The 21,983-nt window shown below is 67.6% G+C and carries 21 protein-coding genes and 4 pseudogenes; 10 read left to right on the top strand and 15 right to left on the bottom strand.

The genetic code is table 11. The features are described from left to right. The 3 genes from ASV56_RS23810 to ASV56_RS20675 form a co-directional block, all read left to right on the top strand. Positions 1–330: hypothetical protein (locus ASV56_RS23810; protein WP_216635425.1), on the top strand; the 330-nt coding region annotated here is incomplete at its 5' end. A gap of 47 nt (positions 331–377) precedes the next feature. Continuing rightward, positions 378–908, top strand: a complete 531-nt coding sequence (locus tag ASV56_RS20670; protein ID WP_062563862.1) for a hypothetical protein — start codon at positions 378–380, stop codon at positions 906–908. Between the two features lie 599 nt (positions 909–1,507). Continuing rightward, positions 1,508–2,527, top strand: coding sequence for an IS110 family RNA-guided transposase (locus tag ASV56_RS20675; RefSeq protein ID WP_062561105.1), 1,020 nt, complete (start codon positions 1,508–1,510; stop codon positions 2,525–2,527). Positions 2,528–2,838: 311 nt separating this feature from the next. Here the strand turns inward: ASV56_RS20675 and ASV56_RS23185 are convergent. The 12 genes and pseudogenes from ASV56_RS23185 to ASV56_RS20745 all read right to left on the bottom strand — a co-directional run. After that, positions 2,839–3,842, bottom strand: a pseudogene (locus ASV56_RS23185) (IS5 family transposase); the annotation flags it as partial. 334 nt (positions 3,843–4,176) lie between these two features. Beyond that, positions 4,177–5,314: pseudogene (locus ASV56_RS20690) on the bottom strand (IS3 family transposase). Positions 5,315–5,434: 120 nt separating this feature from the next. Next, positions 5,435–6,017 (bottom strand): annotated as a pseudogene (locus ASV56_RS20700) (IS110 family transposase); the annotation flags it as partial. 331 nt (positions 6,018–6,348) lie between these two features. After that, positions 6,349–7,224 carry a glutathione-dependent disulfide-bond oxidoreductase gene (gene yghU / locus ASV56_RS20705; protein ID WP_062563864.1) on the bottom strand — a complete coding sequence of 292 codons (876 nt, stop codon included), beginning with the start codon at positions 7,222–7,224 and terminating at the stop codon, positions 6,349–6,351. Positions 7,225–7,350: 126 nt separating this feature from the next. Then, the gene (locus tag ASV56_RS20710; RefSeq protein WP_062563865.1) at positions 7,351–7,773 is read right to left on the bottom strand and encodes a pseudoazurin; all 423 of its coding nucleotides are present in this window, start codon (positions 7,771–7,773) and stop codon (positions 7,351–7,353) included. Between the two features lie 11 nt (positions 7,774–7,784). Beyond that, the gene (locus tag ASV56_RS20715) at positions 7,785–8,555 is read right to left on the bottom strand and encodes an ABC transporter ATP-binding protein (RefSeq protein ID WP_062563866.1); all 771 of its coding nucleotides are present in this window, start codon (positions 8,553–8,555) and stop codon (positions 7,785–7,787) included. Beyond that, positions 8,552–9,172: pseudogene (locus ASV56_RS20720) on the bottom strand (FecCD family ABC transporter permease); the annotation flags it as partial. The gene ASV56_RS20715 and the pseudogene ASV56_RS20720, both read right to left, overlap by 4 nt. 158 nt (positions 9,173–9,330) lie before the next feature. Beyond that, entirely contained in the window at positions 9,331–10,008 is a 678-nt protein-coding gene (locus ASV56_RS20725) for an RNA polymerase sigma factor (RefSeq protein WP_062563867.1), read from the bottom strand. Continuing rightward, positions 10,005–10,535, bottom strand: coding sequence for a cupredoxin domain-containing protein (locus tag ASV56_RS20730; RefSeq protein ID WP_062563868.1), 531 nt, complete (start codon positions 10,533–10,535; stop codon positions 10,005–10,007). Before ASV56_RS20730 ends, ASV56_RS20725 begins: the two co-directional genes overlap by 4 nt. After that, positions 10,532–10,942 (bottom strand): hypothetical protein, encoded by a 411-nt coding sequence (locus ASV56_RS20735; protein ID WP_062563869.1) that lies wholly within the window; start codon positions 10,940–10,942, stop codon positions 10,532–10,534. The genes ASV56_RS20730 and ASV56_RS20735 overlap by 4 nt, the downstream gene beginning before the upstream one ends. A 146-nt stretch (positions 10,943–11,088) precedes the next feature. Further along, positions 11,089–12,117, bottom strand: coding sequence for a sulfotransferase (locus tag ASV56_RS20740; protein ID WP_062563870.1), 1,029 nt, complete (start codon positions 12,115–12,117; stop codon positions 11,089–11,091). A 5-nt stretch (positions 12,118–12,122) separates the two neighbouring features. After that, the gene (locus ASV56_RS20745; protein WP_253880196.1) at positions 12,123–12,425 is read right to left on the bottom strand and encodes a hypothetical protein; all 303 of its coding nucleotides are present in this window, start codon (positions 12,423–12,425) and stop codon (positions 12,123–12,125) included. Positions 12,426–12,466: 41 nt separating this feature from the next. On the opposite strand from ASV56_RS20745, the gene ASV56_RS20750 reads away from it, so the two are divergent. The 7 genes from ASV56_RS20750 (at position 12,467) to ASV56_RS20775 (ending at position 18,125) form a co-directional block, all read left to right on the top strand. Beyond that, complete coding sequence (locus ASV56_RS20750) at positions 12,467–13,222, top strand: NAD-dependent epimerase/dehydratase family protein (protein WP_082724958.1); 756 nt, start codon at positions 12,467–12,469, stop codon at positions 13,220–13,222. Continuing rightward, on the top strand, positions 13,210–13,977 hold the full coding sequence (locus ASV56_RS20755; protein ID WP_062563871.1) for an MBL fold metallo-hydrolase: 768 nt from the start codon (positions 13,210–13,212) through the stop codon (positions 13,975–13,977). The genes ASV56_RS20750 and ASV56_RS20755 overlap by 13 nt, the downstream gene beginning before the upstream one ends. Further along, positions 13,974–14,258: a hypothetical protein gene (locus ASV56_RS24690; RefSeq protein WP_253880198.1), complete on the top strand. Its 285-nt coding sequence runs from the start codon at positions 13,974–13,976 to the stop codon at positions 14,256–14,258. Before ASV56_RS20755 ends, ASV56_RS24690 begins: the two co-directional genes overlap by 4 nt. Further along, positions 14,210–15,262 (top strand): F390 synthetase-related protein, encoded by a 1,053-nt coding sequence (locus tag ASV56_RS20760; protein WP_253880200.1) that lies wholly within the window; start codon positions 14,210–14,212, stop codon positions 15,260–15,262. Before ASV56_RS24690 ends, ASV56_RS20760 begins: the two co-directional genes overlap by 49 nt. A 111-nt stretch (positions 15,263–15,373) precedes the next feature. Next, a complete protein-coding gene (locus ASV56_RS20765; protein WP_062563872.1) occupies positions 15,374–16,342 on the top strand; it encodes a TRAP transporter substrate-binding protein in 969 nt (322 codons plus the stop codon). 6 nt (positions 16,343–16,348) lie between these two features. Next, entirely contained in the window at positions 16,349–16,843 is a 495-nt protein-coding gene (locus tag ASV56_RS20770) for a TRAP transporter small permease (protein ID WP_062563873.1), read from the top strand. Further along, positions 16,836–18,125, top strand: coding sequence for a TRAP transporter large permease (locus ASV56_RS20775; protein ID WP_062563874.1), 1,290 nt, complete (start codon positions 16,836–16,838; stop codon positions 18,123–18,125). The genes ASV56_RS20770 and ASV56_RS20775 overlap by 8 nt, the downstream gene beginning before the upstream one ends. 15 nt (positions 18,126–18,140) lie before the next feature. On the opposite strand, the gene ASV56_RS20780 is transcribed toward ASV56_RS20775, so the two are convergent. From ASV56_RS20780 to ASV56_RS20790, 3 genes are read right to left on the bottom strand one after another with little or no spacing between them, the layout of a single operon-like run. Next, positions 18,141–19,487: an NAD(P)/FAD-dependent oxidoreductase gene (locus tag ASV56_RS20780; protein ID WP_062563875.1), complete on the bottom strand. Its 1,347-nt coding sequence runs from the start codon at positions 19,485–19,487 to the stop codon at positions 18,141–18,143. 1 nt (position 19,488) lies between these two features. Beyond that, positions 19,489–20,991, bottom strand: coding sequence for an aldehyde dehydrogenase (locus tag ASV56_RS20785; RefSeq protein WP_062563876.1), 1,503 nt, complete (start codon positions 20,989–20,991; stop codon positions 19,489–19,491). A 1-nt stretch (position 20,992) separates the two neighbouring features. Then, positions 20,993–21,898, bottom strand: coding sequence for a dihydrodipicolinate synthase family protein (locus tag ASV56_RS20790; RefSeq protein WP_062564057.1), 906 nt, complete (start codon positions 21,896–21,898; stop codon positions 20,993–20,995). Positions 21,899–21,983 lie beyond the last annotated feature (85 nt).

Genomic DNA, 21,983 nt, shown 5'->3' on the forward strand with positions numbered 1-21,983 from the left:
GTAATATATCCTGGCTGGTTCGAAGACCCCGAGCAGGTCCGACCTGTTGAAGGGGAATATCTGGCAATGAAAATGGGCAATGCTGATGTCAGGGTTCTTTATCCAAGCATCAAGAAAATCTGGACTGTTATCGGACATTCGCCGCTGAACGAGCGGGACAGGGAGCTTTGTTTCCATCTTGACGGCGGTACGCTTTATGATGGCGATGACAGCGTAAGAAACGCTACTTCGGATGACTACGCACGTTTCTCGCCGGTTCTGGCCGCAGGGCCAGTCGTCGTGCAGAATCTGATCCGACAAGCTCGATCCACGATACCGCGCATCGACTAGCCGTTATCGCTTTCGATTCAAGCGGGCTCCAACGGGATGCTTTTGCCATGAACACTGATTTTGTGCTTGAGCCGGTTCGGTTTTTCGGCAGAAAACAGCTTTTTTCCGGCGCCAAACCGGAGTTGCTGCCCGCCGGCTCGGCGATCATTCGCGATCTTGCCGAGGCCATGACTTTGGAAAACGATCAGGATCCGCCGCCTGGCTATCGGATCTGGCATGATGTCGTCGAACAGACGCTCGCCGAGTTCTGGTCGACCCCCGAAGCCCGAGAAGGCCGGAACCTTGTCGACGCCGCTGCCGATGAGCAATGGAATGCCATGGAGGATTTCGAACGCGAGTTGCGCAAGAAAAGGATTCGCAAGACAATCACCGCGAAGGAAGAGTTCTGGCTGACGGTTGCCTATGATAGCCTGGAAATCCTCAAGGGTATCGCCGTCGGCAGATATGTTTGTGGCGGAGTCCCGCTCCTTGAGGGAATATTTTCCGTATACAAGGCGGGATTCTATCCCTGCGGTGTCGCGCATGAGATGCGCCTGGCAGTATTTGATCCCACGACCCTTGGTGCCGACGCGGTCTGACAAAACCAAATGCGATTGATGAAAGGAGAGACCGCGACATGCGGATATGGTCGGTGAATTTGCAGGCCTCGCGCAAAACCGTACCATTGGGACGTCGACAGATCCAGAGGAGCAGCGGATGGCTCATGGCCTCTTTTTCGCTACGATCTGGTCGGGGAGAGCGATTGGGTAGACTTAGGTAGTTATCGCCCAAATCCATGATAGCCCGACATGGCGACCGCATCGCCGCTGCAATATTTCTCGCCAGAACCCGATGGTGTTGACGAGCGGCCATTCAGGCAAGGATCAACGCCCGTACCGCGACGCGCGATGACTATCAGCATCTGGACTGGGACCGCCGTTTCAACAATCGGCGCAACCGGGGGTGAGCAGGTTCTGGGCACAGGAAAGGCAGGCGTTGCGCGCCCGTGGGACAGGTAGCCGGAACTGGTCTGCACAGCAGCGCCGACATTCTGGCGGGACGGACGCCAACCTGCGACGGCGCTCCGATGGAAGGGCATCATCGGTACAACGCGCTGGACGGCTCTGATGCTGTGACCGCCCCCGACGGCATCTGTGTGCCAAGGTGGGTCTGCAATGATCCACAAAGGAGAGCGGTCATGTCGGAGATTATCACGGTCGGATTCGATTTGGCGAAGAATGTGTTTCAGGTTCACGAGGCCGAGGCTGCGGGCCGGGCGGTGCTGCGCCAGAAGCTGAGAAGAGACCAGCAATTCTTCGGACAGCTTCCGGCCTGCGTTGTCGCGATGGAAGCCTGTGGCGGTGCCCATTTTTGGGGCCGCGAGATCGGCAAGCTGGGCCATGAGGTGCGGCCGATCCCGCCTGCCTATGTGAAGCCCTTCGTAAAGCGCCAGAAGAACGATGCCGCCGATGCAGAGGCCATCTGCGAGGCGGCAATGCGCCCGACGATGCGCTTTGTTCCGGTCAAGAGCGAGGAGACCCAAGGCGCGGCAATGGTCTTCCGCGTGCGCGAGCTGCTGATCCGGCAGCGCACGCAGGCGATCAACGCCTTGCGCGGCCATCTGGCCGAATTCGGCCAGATCGTGCCACAAGGGGCACCCGATGCCACGCGGCTGATCGCGATCGTGGAAGATCCGGATGGCATTCTGCCTGCCGATGCCATCCCCACGCTGAAGACTTTGATCGCGGCACTTGCGCATCTGGAGGCAGAGATCAGGAAGCTCGATGCGGAGATCGCCCGTCGCGCCAAGGAGAATGACGTAGCCCGGCGTCTGATGACGGTGCCCGGCATCGGGGCGCTGATCGCCACGGCCATTGCTGCTCTGGCTCCGCCACCCGAGACGTTCCGCAAGGCACGTGACTTTGCCGCCTGGCTGGGTCTGACGCCCCGGCAACATTCGACGGGCAAGCAACGTCTCGGCGCGACGACCAGAACGGGCGAACGATCCTTGCGACGCCTGCTGATCATCGGCGCCAACAACGTGGTGATCAAACGTAACGTTCACAAGGAAGCGCAGCCCGGAACATGGCTGGGCAGCCTGCTGTTGCGCAAGCCACCGATGCTGGTGCGGGTAGCATTGGCGAACAAGATGGCGCGCATGGTCTGGGCCCTGATGGCTCGGGGCGGCATCTGCCAGTCTCCGGTCGCGGCAGCGTAAGCCGCCGCAGATCGCGAGGACGTCGGAGCGGAAGAGGGCAAGGAGCAGTTTGGCGCAACGATCGTGAGACGGGATCGGGAAAACCAGGGTGCAACAGAGTGCCTATGAGCACGCGGCTTTGATCTGGACCCGACCTTCGGACACCATACGGGCCCTGCGGCATGTATCGCGCCGCATCACGAGGCCGGACACATGTCAGCACCCGATGACGCGCCAAAATCAGCTTCAAAAACCCCCTTGCGCTTGGGGCGGTTACACATGTTGCGCAAATCGGCTGAGGGTCGGAGTAGCCCTTTCCCGAGACAGCCTCGTCCCACGGCTTCCGTGACGGGGATGCCGAGCCCGGTGAAGCCATTGCGCACGGCGACACGGAGCTGGAACTCGGCGACCTGACGGTCGAAGTTCCTGGCGGACAGGCGCTGCCGCAAGAGTTTGACGCAGTGCATCTTGGTCTCGGCGCGGCTTCGGCGATGATAGCCGCTCCATCGTCGCCAGATCGTTCGCCCGACGCGCCTTGATGGTCGCAGGATGTCGTTGCGGGCGATGGCACCGGCGGTATCGAGTGTCCACGGTTTGGCGTTCTTGCGGGGTGGGATGATTGCCGCGGCGCCACGGGCGGCGATGGCATCGTGGCACTTGCGCGTGTCGAAGGCACCGTCGGCGGTGACGCTGGCGATCTCCTGATCGGGCGGGATCTGGTCGAGCAACTCGGGCAGCATGGGTGCATCGCCCATGTCGCTGGTGGTGAACTTGGCCGCACGGATTTCCAGGGATTTTTCGTCGATGCCAATGTGGATCTTGCGCCAGATGCGCCGCTTCGTGCCACCATGCTTGCGCCTTCGTCGGGCAAACAGTCCCCCGGACTGTTTGCTGACCCTCCTCAGTCCACTCGCCTTCACCCTCGACCTTGATCCCGGTGCTGTCGACCAGCAGGTGCAATGGGCCGTCTGAACCGCGAGGGGATGTTGACCTTCAAGGTTTTCTGGCGCCGCGACAGCGTGCTGAAGTCCGGCACGTCCCAGTCCAGGCCGGCCGCAACAGGCTCTCGACGAAGCCGCCTCGCCATGGTTGCTCGAACCCGTGGCGCAACATGGCTCGATCTGCCTGAGTGCCATCCCAAACAGCACTTGCATCGTCGGCAGGTCTGGATCGCGGCAGCGCTATAGTCACATTGTCGCCCGCGCCTGCCGGTCGGCGCGGCCTCCCACGTCATGGCGGGATCGAACCAGATCGCCAGCGAACCGCGGCGCTTGAGCGCCTTGTTGCAGCTTGGCCAGTTCCTGGTCTTGCAGGTCGGCGGTATGGGTCTGCTCATGCAGCCCAGCTATTACGCTGGATTCTCAGGATGAATCTCCCCAGCCGATCTGTGCAACATGTGTAACCGCCCCAAGCGCAAGGGGGTTTTTTTGAAGCTGATTTTGGCGCGTCATCGGGTGCTGACATGTGTCCGGCCTCATGATGCGGCGCGATACATGCCGCAGGGCCCGTATGGTGTCCGAAGGTCGGGTCCAGATCAAAGCCGCGTGCTCATAGGCACTCTGTTGCACCCTGGTTTTCCCGATCCCGTCTCACGACCGTTGCGCCAAACAGAGGTGGTTCGATTGATCTGAACAGGTTCTGGGCGATTTCCAAGTGGTTTTCTGCCTCGGTTATGCCGCTGCCGCTTCGGGCATTGGCGGGGTGAAGTAGGCCTGATCGGGCGTTTTCCCGTCAAGCGATGAATGCGGACGGCGGCTGTTGTAAAAGCCGAGATAGCGGCCGATCCCGGCGCGGGGCTCAGACACGCTGGCATAGGCCCGCAGGTAGACCTCCTCGTATTTGACCGTCCGCCACAGACGCTCGACGAAGACGTTGTCGCGCCAGGCGCCTTTGCCATCCATGTGGACTTGATCTCTCGGGCGGCCAGAACCTTGATGAAGTCGATGGACGTAAACTGGCTTCCCTGAGCCGTGTTGAATAGCTCGGGCGTGCCGTGACGTGCCAGTACCTCCGCGACGGCTTCCTTGCAGAACTCGGCCTCCAGCGTGATCGACACCCGGCATGCCAGGACACGGCTTCGGTGAACCAGTCGAGCACGGCAGCCAGATAGATGAACCCGCGGGCCATGGGAATGTAGGTGATGTCCATCGCCCAGACCTGATTGGGGCGGGTGATCGGCAGCTTCCTGAGCAGATAGGGGTAGATCTTGTGCCCCCGGCGCTGGCTTCGAGGTGTTAGGTCGGGTAGAGCGCCTCGATGCCCATGCGCTTCATCAGCGTGGCAACGTGCAGCCGCCCGACCTTGAACCCTTCCTGGATCAGCAGGCCCTGCAGCATCCGGCTGCCCGCGAAGGGGAATTCCATGTGCAGCTTGTCGATGCGGTGCATCAGCTTCAGGTCCGCGTCCGACACCGGGCGGGGCTTGTAGTAGACGCTGCCCCGGCTGATCCCCAGCACGATGGCCTGTCGGCTGACGCTCAGCTTGGCCGAGGGATCGATCATCTTTTTGCGCTCGGCAACAGACCCGCCTTGCCGAGCGCGCCGGACAAAAAATCGTTCTCCAGCGTCAGCTCTCCGATCTTTGCATGCAGGGTCTTCACATCGACGATCGGTTCTGGCTCAGCTTTCGCGGCTTCGCCGAACACCCCGGTCGCGCCCTCGAGCAGCTGGTCACGCCACTGCTTGATCTGGTTCGGATGCACGTCGAAATCCTGCGCCAGCTCGATCAGCGTCTTCTCGCCCTTGATCGCAGCTGCCGCCACTTTCGCCTTGAAGGCCGGGTGTGGTTCCGGCGCGGTCGTCTTCCCATGGTCTTCTCCTCGCTCGCAACATCATGCTGCCCAATCGCCGGGAAATTGATCCACTGGATCAATTTCTGGCCCGGCTCATACGCGGAAAATCCACTTATCCCGGCTGTTCAGATTTCCGGAGCCACCTCTGCCTCCAGATGCGCAAGTGCCGCGATCAAAGTCTTCAGCGTGGGGATGGCATCGGCAGGCAGAATGCCATCCGGATCTTCCACGATCGCGATCAGCCGCGTGGTATTGGGTGCCTTGTGGCACGATCTGGCCGAATTCGGCCAGATGGCCGCGCAAGGCGTTGATCGCCTGCGTGCGCTGCCGGATCAGCAGCTCGCGCACGCGGAAGACCATTGCCGCGCCTTGGGTCTCCTCGCTCTTGACCGGAACAAAGCGCGTCGTCGGGCGCATTGCCGCCTCGCAGATGGCCTCTGCATCGGCGGCATCGTTCTTCTGGCGCTTTACGAAGGGCTTCACATAGGCAGGCGGGATCAGCCGCACCTCATGGCCCAGCTTGCCGATCTCGCGGCCCCAAAAATGGGCACCGCCGCAGGCTTCCATCGCGACAACGCAGGCCGGAAGCTGTCCGAAGAATGCCAGGACCTGGTCTCTTCTCAGCTTCTGGCGCAGCACCGCCCGGCCCGCAGCCTCGGCCCCGTGAACCTGAAACACATTCTTCGCCAAATCGAGTCCGACCGTGATAATCTCCGACATGACCGCTCTCCTTTGTGGATCATTGCAGACCCACCTGGGCACACAGATGCCGTCGGGGGCGGTCATAGCAACAGAGTCATTGAGCATGAAGGCTCTTGGTTTCTGACATAAACGCCAATTTCGCGCCAGAGCGGGTTTTTTGGTCGTGACGGCTGGCTGGCGGTCCCCTCGGGAAGCGCCATGCGCGCGGAAAATCATCTGCGCGGCGGGGCGATCGTCGTTGGATCATCTTTGCCCAGCCGGGAGCCGGGCGGATTCGCACGCCGCAAGCTGGACGTTCGCCTTGGCGTGTCTTGGGAAAGCCCGGCGCAGGCCGGGCTTCGCATTGAGATCAGCCTTCGGCCTTTTCGCCGATCTTGTCCTGCGTCCTGGTCAGGAAATCCGAGGCATCATGGCGCTCCCAGAGCTGCTCGGCAGGCTCGCCCGAGGTCTTGTTGACCATGATGCCGCGCCGAACGGCGGGACGCGCGGCGATCTCGTCATACCAGCGCCGGACGTGGCCATAGATCCCGGCATCGAGGAAGGTCGCCGCGTCGCCATAGACCTTGCCCGCGATGACCTGGCCATACCAGGGCCAGATCGCCATGTCGGCGATGGAATAGTCCTCGCCGGCCATGAAGCGGTGATCGGACAGGTGCCGGTTCAGCACGTCGAGCTGGCGCTTCGCCTCCATCGTGTAGCGGTCGATGGCATATTCGATCTTGACCGGGGCATAGGCATAGAAATGCCCGAAGCCGCCGCCCAGGAAGGGGGCCGAGCCCATCTGCCAGAACAGCCAGTTCAGCGCCTCGGTCCGCGCCGCCGGATCACGGGGCAGGAAGGCGCCGAACTTCTCGGCCAGATAAAGCAGGATCGAGCCGGATTCGAACACCCGCCGCGGCGGCGTGACCGAATGGTCCATCAGCGCCGGGATCTTGGAATTCGGGTTCACCGCGACGAAGCCGCTGCCGAACTGGTCGCCATCGCCGATGCGGATCAGCCAGGCGTCGTATTCGGCATCGCAGCCGGCTTCCAGCAGCTCCTCCAGCATGATCGTGACCTTCTGCCCGTTGGGCGTGGCCAGCGAATAGAGCTGCAAGGGATGCTTGCCGACCGGCAGGTCCTTGTCATGCGTCGGCCCGGCAACGGGCCGGTTGATGCTGGCGAACTGGCCGCCGTTGTCCTTGTCCCATGTCCAGACCCTGGGCGGGGCATAGTCGTCGCTCATGACTTCTCCTGTCGCTGCCTGGTCCCAAGATGTAGAGGATGGCGCCGAACATCAACCGTGGCTGCAGTGGCATCGTCGCTTGGCGATGCGGTTTTCCGCCATGGTGCGCGCCGCTGGTCCGATGCGTCACTTCCGGCGCGCGAGGATGTCCAGCATCCTCTGGCGGGCGGCATCGGGCAGGTCTTCGGGCAGGTCGGCCTTGGTCGCCGGGGTGTCGCCGACCTGGATCAGCATCGCCATCCCCATGGTGTAATGCGGCGAGCATTTGATGCCCCAGATGCCGGGCGCATCCAGCGTGACCTCGATTTCCTCATCGATCTTGCCGATGAACTTCGCGCCGCCCTCGGGGATCATGTCGGCGATGCTGGCGGCGTTGTGGCCGGGATCGGTGGCCAGGAACTTCACCGTGTCGCCGGGCTGGATCACCAGGTATTCGGGCTCGAAGGGCATCGGGCCGGTGGCGTTGCGGTTCAGCATCCTGACCTCATGGGTCTCGGCCAGGGCGGCGGCGGGAAGCAGGCAGGCCAGCAGGGCGGCACGCAGCAGCATGGTTTGTCCTTTCACGACAGACGCTGGAAGGCGAAGACCGGGCGGCCGCCGCCGGGATGGGGGATCAGTTCGGCCTCGACCCCGAAGATCCGACGGATCAGCGCCGGGGTCAGGATTTCGGCGGGCGGTCCCAGCGCCACGCAGCGGCCGGCCTGCATCACCAGCACCCGGTCGCAGCGCAGCGCGTGGTGCAGGTCGTGCAGCGCGATCACCGTGGTGACGGACAGCCCCGCGACCAGGTCGAGGATGCCAAGCTGGTGGTGGATATCCAGGTGGTTCGTCGGCTCGTCCAGCAGCAGGATGCGCGGCTGCTGCGCATGGGCGCGGGCGATATGGACGCGCTGGCGCTCGCCGCCCGACAGCGTGGACCAGTCGCGCGCGGCCAGATGCGCCATGCCGACCGCCTTGAGCGCGGCGGCAACCGCCGCGTCGTCCCCGGGCCCCCAGGGCCGCAGCGGTCCAAGCCAGGGGGTGCGGCCCAGCCCGACCGCATCCCGGACCGAGAGGCGGTCGCCGGTCTCGGCCGACTGCGCCACCAGCGCCAAGCGCTGCGCGATCTGGCGGCGGCGCAGCCGCGCCATCGGCTGGCCCTGCAGCCGGATCTCGCCGCTGTCGGGGCGGACCAGCCCGGCCATCAGGCTGAGCAGCGTCGACTTGCCCGAGCCGTTGGGTCTGACCAGGCCCAGCATCTCGCCCGGGCGCAGGGCCAGGCTGACATCGGCGACGATGTCGCGGCCGGCGACGCGGCGGCGGGCGCGGGCGACCTCCAGCACCGGCGTCATCGCTGCCTGCCCCGGACCATGACCACGGCAAAGGCGGGCGCGCCGACCAGCGCGGTGATGACGCCGATGGGCAGCACCTGGCCGGGCAGGACGACGCGGGACGCCACGTCGGACAGCACCAGGAACACCGCGCCCGCCAGCGCCGTCGCCGGGACCAGCCGGGCATGGCGGCTGCCGACGAGGAAGCGCATGGCATGCGGCACGACCAGCCCGACAAAGCCGATGGCCCCGGCGATCGAGACCATGACCGCCGTGATCAGCGCCGCCGTGCCGATCAGCACCGCCTGCGTGACGCGCAGGTCGATGCCAAGCGCGGCGGCGCTCTCGGCGCCGAAGGTGAAGGCGTCGAGCGCGCGGGCGTGCCACAGCGTCACCGACAGTCCCAGCGCCGCCACGGGCATGGCCAGCCAGGTGTCCGGCCAGCGCACGCCGGAAAGATTGCCCAGCAGCCAGAACATGATGCCGCGCGCCTGTTCGGCGCTGGCCGATTGCGCGATGATCAGCGCGGTCAGCGCGTTGAACATCTGCGAGCCGGCGATACCCGCCAGGATGATGACGCCTGCGCCGCGCAGCCCCGTGCCGCCGCCCGCCATCCGCGCCAGCGCGGCCACCAGCGCGAGCCTTGACCCCGACGGATTCCCTTTCAATTCCCTGCGGAAACCGACGCTTCGCCATAGCGTCCGCGCCCGCGCTGGCAAGGCCGGGAATCCGGGCCGGCGGAAGCGCGGACTTCATGGATGGGGCCAGACCTCGTTTGCCTTGGTGCTTTCCCCGGTCAGCGACCCCGCAGACCCGCGATCACCCGATCTGCCATGCGGGTGCAACGGGCGCCGTCGAAGGGAAAGACCGTATCGAAACCGCCGCGCAGCCGCGTCTCCAATGCCTGGCGCAGCCGGCGACGGGCGCGAAACAGCCGCGTGCGCACGGTGATCGGGTTCAGGCCCAGCTCGCGGGCGATGCTCGGGATCGGCTGGCCCTCGACCTCGTGCAGCAGGAAGGGCAGCCGCAGTTCGGGCGGCAGGCGGCTCAGCGCCTCTTCGAGCAGGCCGCGGATCTGGTGGCGGGCGGCGCCGGTCTCGGCGGTCTCGGCGCCGGGGAATGCCAGCACATCGGCCTGGAGGCTGGTCTCATCACTCACGCTGTGGTCCTTGTCGGGGCGCCGGCGGCGGGCCTGCATCCGGGCGGCATTGATGGTGATACGGCTGATCCAGGTGGAAAAGCGCGCCTCGCCGCGAAAGCCGTCCAGATGGGCGAAGGCGGCAAGATAGGCCTCTTGCACCGCCTCCTCGGCCTCGGCGTCCGAGGGCAGGATGCCGCGGGCAATGCGAAACAGGCGCGGGTTCATCCGCCGCACCAACTCGCGGATCGCCGCCTCGTCACGGGCGCGGGCGGCGGCGACCAACTGCCAGTCGGGGTCGTCCTGCGCCTTGGCAAGGGGGCGGGCGCGGATCATGTCGCGCCCTCCGCCTCGGTCCGGCCGCTGGCGAGGATCGCGTCGAGGCTTGGGAAAGCTGCCAGAACCTCGGGCATCAGATCCTCGCTGTCCGCCGCCATGCCCTCCCACCCCGGGTCGCCGGGCCGGCCCACCACGATCCGCCCGACCATCGCGGCCATTTCATGCGGCTGGCAATAATAGTCGTAGACGCCGGGCAGGGTCAGCGTGACCTCGAACGCCTGATCCGGCAACAGCAAACCGCTGTCCCAGGGCCGGGCGCCGGCCGGAATGCGGCGTTGGCGGTCGAATACGGCCGGGTGATAGGCGGTGGCGGTATGGCTGTTGCCCGGATCGCGGTTCACGAAGCGCAGGACCGCGCCCGGCGCCACCGCCAGCCCCTGGGGCGAGAACCAGACCCTTTCACCGCGCGGGGTGCCGCGCATGGCGATCCCCTCGGGTCCCGCGGCCTTGCCGGCGCCGGCAAGCGGGCCAAGGGTGGCGAGACCGCCGCCCAGGACCAGCAGATGGCGGCGGCTGAGCCTCATTGCGCCAGCCTGTCGCGCGCGCCCGCGTCGTGATACAGCACGACATGGGCATGGGGCTTCTCGACGCCCGGATGGCCGGCGTTGTAATAGATGTCGATGCTGGTCACCCTATCCTCGCCCAACGGCAGATCGTTGAAATCGCTGCCATTTTTCAGGTCGTCCAGCGGCACCATATAGACCGTCGCCGAAAGCTTGCCGTCATGGTCATAGGCCAGGAACGGCCCGGCGGGCAGGCTGGCCGGATCGACGTAAAGCGTGCCGAGGCCGGGGATGAAGTCGGGCAGCGCGACCAGCTTGCTGACCTGGGCAAAGGGCGCCGCCGGCGGCGCGGTGGTCGAGGCCGTGTCAGCCCAGGCCATGCCCGCGGTGGCAAAAGCGGCAAAGACGAGCGGGACGATGATACGCATGTCGTTTCCTTTCCGATCCGAGCCCGTCACCAGGGCTCATGCCGGATTGGATGCGGGTTTCCGGGAAATGTTCCCGCGGTGGCGAAAGAATTTCCGAGATCGGCCGCGACGCCGCTTGCGGTCCATGCCTGCAAGGGTCCCCGGGATCAGCGCGCCGGCAAGGCCGCCAGGGTCGCGGCAACAGCCGCCTCGCCGGGTGCGCAGGCGCGTTCGATCTCGTCCCGCTCGGCATGCGAAAGGGCGTCGAGGCGCGACGGGCGCCGTTGCGGCATGGCGGCGGCTCGCTCCAGCCAGTCTGGCGGGGTGTCGATGCCCAGGTGCCGGCCCAGCCGTTCGATGTTCTCGCGCGGATTGCGGCACAGGTCCTCGTGGCGCAGGACCATCGGCCGGGCGTCGCCCAGGCCCTGCAGGCCGCGGATCGTCAGCGCCGACCAGAAGGCGCCGGCCTCCGCCAGGCTGGGGCGGCGCGCGACGATGCGCCGGATCGCCCGGCCTCCGCCAAGCGCGGCGACCACGCTCCAGGCTGCGCCGCGCCCGAAATGCCGTTGCGGGTGCAGCAGGTCCAGGCCCAGCGGCCCCAGCCTGCGCCAGCACCAGATCGCCAGCCGCGCGGCGGGATAGTCACGCATCGACAGGGCCGTGTCCGGCCCGCCGCGCGCCAGCAGCACCAGCGCCGCATCGGGAAACATCGCGCGCAGCGTGGCCGAGGCCACCAGCGAGCCGCCGGAGCGCTCGACCCAGATCTCGCGGGGGCCGAGCCGGTCCGCCATGGCCGCGAAAAGCGCGCGGTAATGCGCGGCCAGCGGGGCCGGGGGCCGCGCGCGCATCGCTTCGGCCAGCGCGTCGAACAGGGCATCGGGCGCGTCGGTCAGATGCGGCAGCGTCACGGCCAGGATCGGCGGGCAATGCCACGGGTCATGCGCGGGCGCGGCGACCCGGCCATAGAGGAACTCGGACGGCGCGGCATCGGGATTGGCCACCTGGGCCATGGCGCGCGAGGGCGTCGCCAGATGCGCCCAGAACCGCGCGCCGTCCGGATGCGCCGGGCGGAAGGCGTTGTGCCCGACGGCGGCAAACAGTTCCGACACCGACAGCACCGCCGGATGCGCGTTCAGGATCTGCGACACCAGGGTCGAGCCGCAGCGGGCCGAGCCCAGGATCAGCGCGCCGCGCATGGCGCTTACTCGGTCCCGGCGCGGATGGCGGCGATCATGCGCTCGACCGCCGCATGGGCCAGCACCATCGGCTTCTGCCGGGTGATCAGGTCCAGCCGGTCGATGGCGGCCAGCGCGACGATGCCATGCACCGACAGCAGCAATTGCTCGGCCAGCAGGCGCGGGTCGCCCTCGGGCTGCAGCGCCGCGACCGGCTGGGTGATGCGGCCGATCAGCCCGTCGATCTGCGCCAGGTACCAATCGGGGAAGGTGTTCGAGATGCGCGGCCCCTCGAACAGCGCGCGCCAGACCGCGCGGCGGTCCAGCATGAAGGTGACATAGACCTCGGCCCGCGCCAGCAGCCGACGTCGTGTTCCATTGCGCCGCGCGCAGTTCCGCCTGGGGCACGCGGGACGAATTCCACGCCGCCAATGTGCTGGCGACCCGGCGCTTGCTGGACGCGGCCGAGCGGGCAGGGGTCAGGCGCTTCGTCCTTGCCTCGTCGCCCAGCATCTATGCCGATGGCACCGACAGGCTGGACCTGGCCGAGGATGCGCCGCTGCCGGCCCGGCCGCTATCGCTTTACGCCGAGAGCAAGCGGATCGCCGAGCGGATGGTGCTGGACCACGCCGGCGCCATGGCCTGCACCGCGATCCGGCCGCGCGCCATCTATGGCCGCCACGACCGGGCGCTGCTGCCGCGGGTGATCCTGGCCATGCGGCAGGGCCGGGTGCCGATGATCCGGGGCGGGCAGGCGCTGATCGACCTGACGCATCGGCACGACGCGGCGCGGGGGATGATCCTGGCCGCCTCGGGCCCGCGCGGCGGGGTCTGGAACATCACCTCGGGCGAGGCCATCCGCTTTCGCGAGCTGGCCGCGATGATCGCGCGCGAAAGCGGGCTGCGGCTGCGCGGGCTGCCCTTGCCCTATGCGCTGGCGCGCTGGCTGGCCGGCGCCTCCGAGGCCGTGGCCCGCGCGCGCGGCGGGGCCGAGCCGCGGCTGACGCGGCAGGCCGTGGCCTCGCTGGGCAGCAGCCTGACGCTGGACATCTCGGCCGCGCGGCGCGAGCTGGGCTATCGTCCGCAGGTCGGGTTCCGGCAGGGGGTGGCGGAATGCTTCGCCTGACCACGCTGAAGGTCGGCGCATGCCGCGCCCCGGCCTGGGGCGCGGGCCTGCCGGGTGCGGGCTTCGCGACCTTTCCAGCCCTGGCGACGCTGGTCGAGACCGAAAGCGCCTGCGTGCTGGTCGATTGCGGCTATGGGCCGGCGTTCTTCGCCGCGACGCGCGGCTTTCCGGCGCGGCTTTATCGCTGGCTGACGCCGGTTCGCCTGCCGGACGGCGAGCGGTTGCCGCGGCAGTTGCCGCGCCTGCCGGACCGGGTGTTCCTGACCCATATGCATGCCGACCACAGCGCCGGGCTGATCGACCTGCCGGCCGGCATTCCGGTCATGGCCTCGGCCGAGGCCATCGCGGCGCTGCATGCGCCCGGAGACCTTGCCAGCCTGCGTGCCGGCTGCCCGGCCCGCTTGCGCGACGCGATCCGGGCCCGCGATCCGCAGCCGGTCGCGGCCTGCGCGCAGCCCGAGTTTCCGCAGGGCCGCGACCTGCTGGGCGATGGCCGCCTGATCGCGGTGCCGCTGCCGGGCCACGGCACCGGGCAGATGGGCCTGTGGCTGCCCGAGGCCGCCCGCTTCCTGGTCGCCGACGCCGCCTATGGCCAGGCGCCGTTGCGCGCCAACCGGCTGCCGCCCGGCCCGGTGCTGGCCCGGCTGGGTGATGCCCATGCCTATCGCCGGACCTTTGCCCGGCTGCGCGCGCTGATGCTGCGCCGCCCCGACATCACCATCGACCCCTCGCATTGTCCCGAGACCGCAAGATGAGCCCGACCGCATTCCTGCACAGCCGCTATGGCGGCGGCTTTGCCTCGCGCGCCGCGATCGAGGCGCATCACGCCGCCGGCTTCCGCCGCTTTCGCGCCCGGGTCATCCCGCGTTCGCCCTTCTATCGCGCGATGGCGGACCTGCCGCTGGCTGATCTGCCGCGCATGGACAAGGCCCGGCTGATGGCGGAAGTCTCGGCCATCAACACCTGCGGCATCGACCGCGACGCGCGATGCGCATCGCCATCCGCGCCGAGACCAGCCGCGATTTCCGCCCGCTGATCGGCGATGTCTCGGTCGGGCTGTCCACCGGCACCTCGGGCCAGCGCGGGCTGTTCCTGGCCACGCCGCGCGAAAGGCGGCTCTGGGCCGCGATCATGCTGGGGCGCTATTGGCCCGAGCTGTGGCGGCGCCAGCGCATCGCGTTCTTCATGCGCGCCGACAATGCGCTGTATCGCGGGCTGTCGAACCCGCTGGTCCGCTTTGCCTTCTTCGACCTGCTGGCGCCGCTGGATGCGCAGATGCCCCGGCTGGCGGAACTGGCCCCCTCGGTCCTGATCGCGCCGGCGCGGGTGCTGGCCATGCTGGCCGAGCGGCAGGCGGCGGGCCGGATCCGGCTGGCGCCGCGCCGGGTGATCTCGGTCGCCGAGACGCTGTCGCCCGAGGATGCGGCGCTGATCGAGGCCGCCTTCGGCCTCCGCGTCGATCAGGTCTATCAGGCGACCGAGGGCGTGCTGGCCATGACCTGCCATGCCGGCAGCCTGCATCTGAACGAGCGCTGGCTGCGGATCGACCGCGAGGTCATCGACCCGGCGACGGGGGCCTTCTGCCCGATCATCCACGACTTCACCCGCGAGAGCCTGCCGATCCTGAATTATCGCCTGAACGACGTGCTGATCCCCGATCCCCGGCCGTGCCCCTGCGGCTGCGCCAGCCAGCGCCTCGCCCGGATCGAGGGGCGCGAGGACGACATGCTGTGGTGGGCCGCGGCCGCGGGACCGCGCATGGTTCCCTCCGAGGCGATCCGCACCGCCATCGCCTGCCTGCCGCAAAGCCTGCGAGACTATCGCATCATCCAGCGCGGCAGGGTGCTGCACCTGTGGCTGGACGGCGCCGCGCCGGGGGCCGAGGCGGCGCTGCGCGCCAGCCTGGCCGCACTGGCCGGGCAGATGGGGGCCGTCCTGCCCGAGCTTGCCTTTCACGCCGGCCTGCCGCCGGAGACCGACGCCAAGCGCCGCCGCATTCGGGTCGAACCGGCGGCGCTCCCGCCCGCCGCGCATCCGTGAAGCGACGCCCGCAAAAGCATCCTGCGCGGAACCGCGCCACGGCGGCTTTGGGATTGCGCCAAGTCACGGTATCGCGCTAGACCCCGGCCCGACCCTGGGAGGAAGCTCGCAATGAAACATGTTCTGGTTGCATCGCTGCTCGGTGCCATATTCGCCCTGCCCGCAGCCGCGCAAGAGATCAAGATCGGCTATGCGCTGGCCGAGGACAGCCATTACGGCGCCGGCGCCAAGGCTTTCGAAGCCTCCCTCAAGGAAAGCCTCGGCGATGCCTTCACCTTCCGGCATTTCCCCTCGTCCGGCCTGGGCGGCGAGCGCGAGGTGCTCGAAGGGTTGCAACTGGGCACGGTCGAGATGACCATCGCCTCGGACGGCACGCTGACGAATTTCGTGCCCGAGGTCGGCGTGCTGGGCATTCCCTTCCTGCTGCGCGACAAGGACCATGCCCGCAAGGTTCTGGACGGCGAGATCGGCCAGGAAATGCTGGCGAAATTCGACGATGCCGGCCTGCATGCGCTGGCCTGGGGCGAGCAGGGCTTCCGCCACATCACCTCGAACCGCGGCGCGATCGAGACCCCGGCGGACATGGCCGGGCTCAAGATCCGCACCATGGAGAACCCGATCCATATCGAGGCCTTCCGCGCGCTTGGCGCCGCGCCCACGCCGATGGCCTGGCCCGAGGTGATCGGCGCGCTGGAACAGGGCGCCATCGACGGCCAGGAAAACCCGCTGTCGGTGATCGTCTCGGCCAAGCTGAACGAGGTCCAGAAGAACCTGACGCTGGACGGGCACGTCTATTCCTCGACCATCATCCTGGTGTCGCCCTCGCTCTGGGGCGGGCTGGACGAGACGCAGCAGGCCGCCTTCCAGAAGGCCGCCAAGGACGCGGTGGTCGCCATGCGCGCCTATGTCGACGAGGTCGATGCCTCGGGCGTGGCGTCGATGCAGGAACAAGGCATGACCGTGAACGAGTTGACGCCCGAGCAGAAGGCGGCGTTCCGCGCGGCGCTGACCGAGCCCTACAAATCCTACGAGGCCCAGTTCGGCAAGGAGCTGATGGACCGCATCAGCGCGGTCGAGTAGGCGGCCATGCGCCAGGTCGAACGCGCCTTCGTCGCTGTCAACGGTGCCGTGCTGGTGCTTGCGCTGATGGCGATGACCCTGATCCTGGGCTGGAACGTCGCCGGCCGCTACCTGACCGGCAACTCGCTGACCTGGGCGGACGAGGTGGCGCGCTACGCCATGATCTGGGTGACCTTCCTGGGCGCGGGGCTGGCGCTGCGCGAGGGGGCGCATGCCGCCATCACCAATGCGCAAGAGGCGCTGCCGACGCAGGGCCAGCGCGTGTTGCGGGGGATCATCCTGCTGCTGCTGTTCGGCTTCTTCGGCTTCATGGTCTGGGTCGGGCTGGATTACATGGGCCGGATGTCGGTGCAGAAATCTGCGGCGCTGCGCGTGCCGATGAAATGGGTCTATGCCGCGATGCCCGCGGGATTCGCGCTGCTGATCGTGCATCTGGCGCTGATCGCGCCGCGCTATCTGCGCGCGGGGCTTGAGCATTCGGACGAGGCCGCCGTTGGTTGAGATCCTGGTCGCCGCCTTCCTGATCCTCATGGTGATCGGGGTGCCCGTCGCCTTCGCGCTGGCGATGTCGGCCTTTGCCGCCGTGGCGATCGGCGGGCGCTATCCCATGGTCGTGGTCGTCAAGGAGATGTTCACCGGCCTGGACAGCTTTCCGCTGCTGGCGGTGCCCTTCTTCATCCTCGCGGCCGAGATCATGTCCACCGGGGCGATCTCGCGCATGCTCTTGCGCTTTGCCTCGCAATTCGTCGGCCACCTGCGCGGGGGCTTGGGCTATGCCAATATCCTGACCGGGACGCTGTTCGCGGGCATCTCGGGTTCGGCCCTGGCCTCGGCCGCCGGTCCGGGGGCGATGATGGCGCGGATGATGGAGCGGTCGGGCTATTCCAAGGGCTATGCCGGGGCGCTGACCATCTCGGTCTCGGTGGTCGATCCGATCATTCCGCCCTCGATCACCATGATCATCTATGCGCTGCAGGACCGCAATGTCTCGGTCGGATCGCTGTTCATGGCCGGCCTGCTGCCCGGGCTGCTGATTTCGGGGCTGATCGCGCTGGTGAACTGGTGGATCAGCCGCAAGCGCGACTATCGCAGCCTGGAGCCGCGCCCGCCGGTCCGGCAGATGCTGATCAACACCGGCGCGGCGCTGCCGGCGCTGCTGCTGATCGTGCTGATCGTCGGCGGCATCCGCGCCGGGCTGTTCACGCCGACCGAGGCCTCGGTCGTGGCGGTGTTCTATGCCATCGCGGTCTCGGCCTTCGTCTATCGCGGGTTCAGCTGGGCGGACCTGTGGGGCGCCTTCCTGCGCTCGGCGATCATGTCGGTCGCGGTGCTGATGATCCTGGCCGCCGCCCGCGCCTTTGCCTGGGTGCTGATCATCGAGGGCGTGCCGCAGGCCATGGCCGATGCCGTGATCGCGATGGACCTGTCGCCGATCGCCTTCCTGCTGATGGTGAACGTGCTGCTGCTGGTCTTCGGCATGTTCATGGACCCGCTGCCGGGGGTGATGATCCTGGTCCCGATCCTGGCGCCCATCGCGCATAGCCTGGGCATCGCCGCGGATCATTTCGCGATCATCGTCATCGTCAACCTGACCTTCGGGCTGATGACGCCGCCGGTCGGCAGCCTGATCTTCGTGGTCGCCTCGGCCACCAAGCAGCGGCCTTCGGCGCTGATCCGCGAGTTGCCGCCCTTCTTCGTCGCGGCGATGGCGGCCCTGCTGATCCTGACCTTCGTGCCGGCAATGTCGACCTGGCTGCCCCATGTCAGCGGCTTCGCCCGCTAGCGGATAGCCAGGGGTTTACTCCTGCCGCGCCTGCCATTCCTTCCAGCGCATATAGGCGTTTGCGCCGATGGTGTCTAAGGGATGCGGCGGCAGGCGGCTGGGCTCGGCCTCGGCGGCGAAGAAGGCCGTCACCGCGCTGGTGCGCCCGCAGAGCAATTCGGCCGCGCCGATGCCGGTCAGCGTGCTGCGCGTGGTGCCCAGGCCGTTGTCGACGCAGGCGGCGTAAAGCCCGGGCTCCAGCTGGCGCATGACCGAAACGGCGTTCTTCGACAGGCACAGGTGCCCCGACCAGCTGTATTCGAAGCGCAGGCCCTTCAGCATCGGGAAACGCGCGTCGAACTTTTCCCGCATGATCCCGACCAGTCGCGACAGGTCATGCGCGCTGGTCTGCATGTTCGGCCGGTAATAGCCGCCCTGGCGGATGACGATGCGGTTGCCGCCCTGCGCGGGGCCGATGCGGCGCACGGTGGTGCCCATCGGGTCGGCCGGGGTGGCGCCCCAGCATTCGTGACCGCCAAGCGCGCGCATCGCCTCGGCCGGCAGCTCTTCGGTCATGCAGGCGTTCAGCATGATGTGCATCAGCCGGCCGCGCAGGAAGCCGAAGCTTTCCAGGTGGCCGTTGTTGGCCAGGATCACCCGCGGCGCGCGTAGGCTGCCCTGCGCCGTCGCCAGCCGCCAGCCCTGCGCATCCGATTCGATGCGCAGCACGGCCGAATCCTCGTGGATGCGCACGCCCTGGCCTTCCAGCCCGGCAGCCAGGCCCTGGACATAGCCGGCCGGCTGGATCATCGCCGTGCCCGGGGTGAAAAGCCCGCCCTGGTAATAGGCCGAGCCGGTGATCTCGCGCATGGCCTGGGCGTCCAGCATCTCGTGCGGTTCGCCCAGGTCGTGCAGGTGGCGGGCGTAGCTTTCGTTCGCGGCCATGCCGGTGGCCGAGGCGGCGGCGTTGATCTTGCCCGCGCGCTGGAACCAGCCGGCGGGGATGCCGTATTCCTCGACCGCCGAGGCGGCGAAGGCGATGGCCTGTCGGTTCAGTGCCGTCAGCTGGCGGTCGTGGCTGTCGCCCGAGCCGGCGTAGTCCGACGAGGTCAGCTCATGCGGCAGGTCGATCATGAAGCCCGAGTTGCGCCCGGTGCCGCCTTCGGAGACCCGGGCGGCCTCGAGGATCACCACCTCCAGCGCCGGGTCCAGCTGGCGCAGCCGCCGCGCGGCCGCGAGGCCGGCGAAGCCGGCCCCGACGATCGCCACGTCGCAGCCCGCATCCCCCTGCAGCCGCGGGCGCGGCGGCACCGGGGGCAGGATGGCGCGCCAGCCCGCGGGTCCGTTGAAGACCGGGGTTTGCAGGGCTTGGTGGACCGCCATCTCAGTCGGTCTCCGCCGCGGGCAGGGTCAGGTCGATCCAGATCGTCTTGAGCTGGGTATACTGGTCATGGGCATGGATCGAGTTGTCGCGCCCGCCGAAGCCGGACTGCTTGTAGCCGCCGAAGGGGGTGGTGATGTCGCCCTCGCCGAAGCTGTTGACGGTCACCGTGCCGGCGCGCAGGGCGCGGGCGCCGCGCAGCGCCGTCTTGCCATTGGCCGAGAAGATCGAGGCGGCGAGCCCATATTCGGTGTCATTGGCCACGGCGATGGCCTCGTCCATGCTGTCCACCACCACCACGGTCAGGATCGGGCCGAAGATCTCCTCGACCGCAAGCTTCGAGTCGCGTGCGGCCTCGACCACGGTCGGCTCGATGAAGCCGGGCTTCACGATGTTGCCGCCCATCAGCACGGTCTCGCTGCGGGCGGCGTCCAGATAGCCGCTGACCTTGTCGAAATGCGCCTGGCTGACCAGGGCGCCGACGCGGTTGGCCGGGTCCAGCGGATCGCCCACCCGCCAGGTCGCGGCCTCGGCCCGGACCTTTTCCAGCAGCCGGTCCCTGATGCCCCGCTGCACGATCAGCCGCGAGCCGGCCGAGCAGTTCTGCCCCATGTTCCAGAAGGCGCCGTTGACGACATGCGCCGCCACCGCGTCCAGGTCTTCGGCATCGTCCAGCACCACGCAGGGGTTCTTGCCGCCCAGCTCCAGCACCACCTCCTTGAGGTTGCTGTCGGCCGAGTAATGCAGGAAGCGCCGCCCGGTCACGGTCGAGCCGGTGAAGCTGACCATGTCGACGTCGGGGTGCCGGCCCAGCGGCTCGCCCACCGCGGAGCCCGAGCCGGTGACGATGTTCAGCACCCCGGCCGGCAGCCCGGCTTCGGCCGCCAGTTCCGCGACGCGCAGCGTGCTGAGCGTGGTCTCCGCCGCCGGCTTCAGCACCACCGAACAGCCCGCGGCCAGCGCCGGGCCGATCTTCCAGGCCAGCATCAGCAGCGGGAAGTTCCAGGGCAGCACCAGGCCCACGACGCCGACCGGCTCGCGCACCACCATGGCGATGTGGTTGTCCGAGGCCGGCGAGACCTGGTCGTAGATCTTGTCGATAAGCTCCGCGTGCCAGCGCAGGACATGGATGGTTTCCGGCACGTCCACGGTTTCGCAGTCGAAGATGGTCTTGCCGGCGTCCAGGCTTTCCAGCACCGCCAGTTCGCGGGCGTGGTCCTCCATCAGCGCGGCCAGGCGCAGCAGGACCTGCTTGCGCTCGGCCGGATGCAGGCGCGACCAGCGCCCGTCCTCGAAGGCGGCGCGGGCGGCCGCGACGGCGGCGTCGACATCCTGCGCGTCGCAGGCGGCGATCTCGGCCAGCGCCTCGCCCGTCGCCGGGTTGGTGCTGGTGAAGGTCCGGCCCGACAGCGCCGGGCGGAAGCCGCCGTCGATGAAGGCCTGCGTCGGGAAAGCCAGCCCGGCGGCGATGGCCTTGTAGTCCTCGGCGCTCAGCAGATCGGTCATGTCATTCCCCCTCGATGATGGCGGCGACGGCGGTCTTCAGCGTCGCGATCACGGCTTCCAGCTCGGCCTTTTCATCGGCGTTCAGCCCCTGCAGCGGCGGGCGCATCGGCCCGGCGCGCAACCCGGTGGTCTCGACCCCGTGCTTGACGCATTGGATGAACTTGCCGCCCTGCTCCAGCACGCCCATCAGCGGCATCATCGCGGTCATGATCCGGCGGCCGGTGGCGAAATCGCCGCGCACGGCGCAGGCTTCATACAGCGCGACATGCTCCTCGGGCAGGAAGTTCGAGCCGGCGCAGATCCAGCTGCGCGCGCCCCAGGCGAAGAATTCCAGCGCCTGATCGTCCATGCCGCAGCTCAGCTGGATGTTCGGATAGTCGCAGGCCAGCGTGTGGATGCGGTTCACGTCGCCCGAGCTTTCCTTGATGCCGATGACGTTTTCCGAGGCGCCGACGATGTCGAGGAATTCGCGCCCCATGCTGACGCCCATCCGGCCGGGGTAGTTGTAGAGGATGATCGGCAGGCCGGCGGCGCGGTCGATCTCCAGCGCGTTGGCGGCGTTCTCGGCCTCGGTCGGCACCGAATAGGGCGGCGTGGCCAGCAGGATGGCATCGGCGCCCATCTCGCGCGCGCCCTGGGCCAGCGCGATGCTGTCGGGGGTGCGCATGGCGCCGGTGCCGACGATGACCGGCAGCCGGCCGGCGCTGCGCTCGGTGATGAAGCGGGCCAATTCCAGGCGTTCCTCGACGGTCTCGGCATAGTTCTCACCCGTCGAGCCGCCCGAGATCAACCCGTGCACCCCGGCCGAGACCAGCCGCTCAACCAGATCGGCCAGCGCGTCGTAGTCAATCCCCCCAGCGGAGTCGAAAGGGGTGATAACAGGGGTGTAAATGCCTTCCAGGACCATGCGTTGCGCCATGTCGCGGCCTCCTTGCTGCGGGGACGGTATGACCGCTTTGCTAGGGCCGGGAGCGGATTCGCCGCAAAGGAGA

The sequence above is a fragment of the Paracoccus aminovorans genome (assembly GCF_001546115.1).
In the GTDB taxonomy this organism is placed as follows: Bacteria; Pseudomonadota; Alphaproteobacteria; order Rhodobacterales; family Rhodobacteraceae; genus Paracoccus; species Paracoccus aminovorans_B.

Excerpts from the sequence above, each read along its gene's own strand:
- ASV56_RS20670 (WP_062563862.1), top strand. The coding sequence starts at position 378 with ATGAACACTGATTTTGTGCTTGAGCCGGTTCGGTTTTTCGGCAGAAAA.
- ASV56_RS20675 (WP_062561105.1), top strand. The coding sequence starts at position 1,508 with ATGTCGGAGATTATCACGGTCGGATTCGATTTGGCGAAGAATGTGTTT.
- yghU (WP_062563864.1), bottom strand. The coding sequence starts at position 7,224 with ATGAGCGACGACTATGCCCCGCCCAGGGTCTGGACATGGGACAAGGAC.
- ASV56_RS20710 (WP_062563865.1), bottom strand. The coding sequence starts at position 7,773 with ATGCTGCTGCGTGCCGCCCTGCTGGCCTGCCTGCTTCCCGCCGCCGCC.
- ASV56_RS20715 (WP_062563866.1), bottom strand. The coding sequence starts at position 8,555 with ATGACGCCGGTGCTGGAGGTCGCCCGCGCCCGCCGCCGCGTCGCCGGC.
- ASV56_RS20725 (WP_062563867.1), bottom strand. The coding sequence starts at position 10,008 with ATGATCCGCGCCCGCCCCCTTGCCAAGGCGCAGGACGACCCCGACTGG.
- ASV56_RS20730 (WP_062563868.1), bottom strand. The coding sequence starts at position 10,535 with ATGAGGCTCAGCCGCCGCCATCTGCTGGTCCTGGGCGGCGGTCTCGCC.
- ASV56_RS20735 (WP_062563869.1), bottom strand. The coding sequence starts at position 10,942 with ATGCGTATCATCGTCCCGCTCGTCTTTGCCGCTTTTGCCACCGCGGGC.
- ASV56_RS20740 (WP_062563870.1), bottom strand. The coding sequence starts at position 12,117 with ATGCGCGGCGCGCTGATCCTGGGCTCGGCCCGCTGCGGCTCGACCCTG.
- ASV56_RS20745 (WP_253880196.1), bottom strand. The coding sequence starts at position 12,425 with ATGCTGGACCGCCGCGCGGTCTGGCGCGCGCTGTTCGAGGGGCCGCGC.
- ASV56_RS20755 (WP_062563871.1), top strand. The coding sequence starts at position 13,210 with ATGCTTCGCCTGACCACGCTGAAGGTCGGCGCATGCCGCGCCCCGGCC.
- ASV56_RS24690 (WP_253880198.1), top strand. The coding sequence starts at position 13,974 with ATGAGCCCGACCGCATTCCTGCACAGCCGCTATGGCGGCGGCTTTGCC.
- ASV56_RS20760 (WP_253880200.1), top strand. The coding sequence starts at position 14,210 with ATGCGCATCGCCATCCGCGCCGAGACCAGCCGCGATTTCCGCCCGCTG.
- ASV56_RS20765 (WP_062563872.1), top strand. The coding sequence starts at position 15,374 with ATGAAACATGTTCTGGTTGCATCGCTGCTCGGTGCCATATTCGCCCTG.
- ASV56_RS20770 (WP_062563873.1), top strand. The coding sequence starts at position 16,349 with ATGCGCCAGGTCGAACGCGCCTTCGTCGCTGTCAACGGTGCCGTGCTG.
- ASV56_RS20780 (WP_062563875.1), bottom strand. The coding sequence starts at position 19,487 with ATGGCGGTCCACCAAGCCCTGCAAACCCCGGTCTTCAACGGACCCGCG.
- ASV56_RS20785 (WP_062563876.1), bottom strand. The coding sequence starts at position 20,991 with ATGACCGATCTGCTGAGCGCCGAGGACTACAAGGCCATCGCCGCCGGG.
- ASV56_RS20790 (WP_062564057.1), bottom strand. The coding sequence starts at position 21,898 with ATGGTCCTGGAAGGCATTTACACCCCTGTTATCACCCCTTTCGACTCC.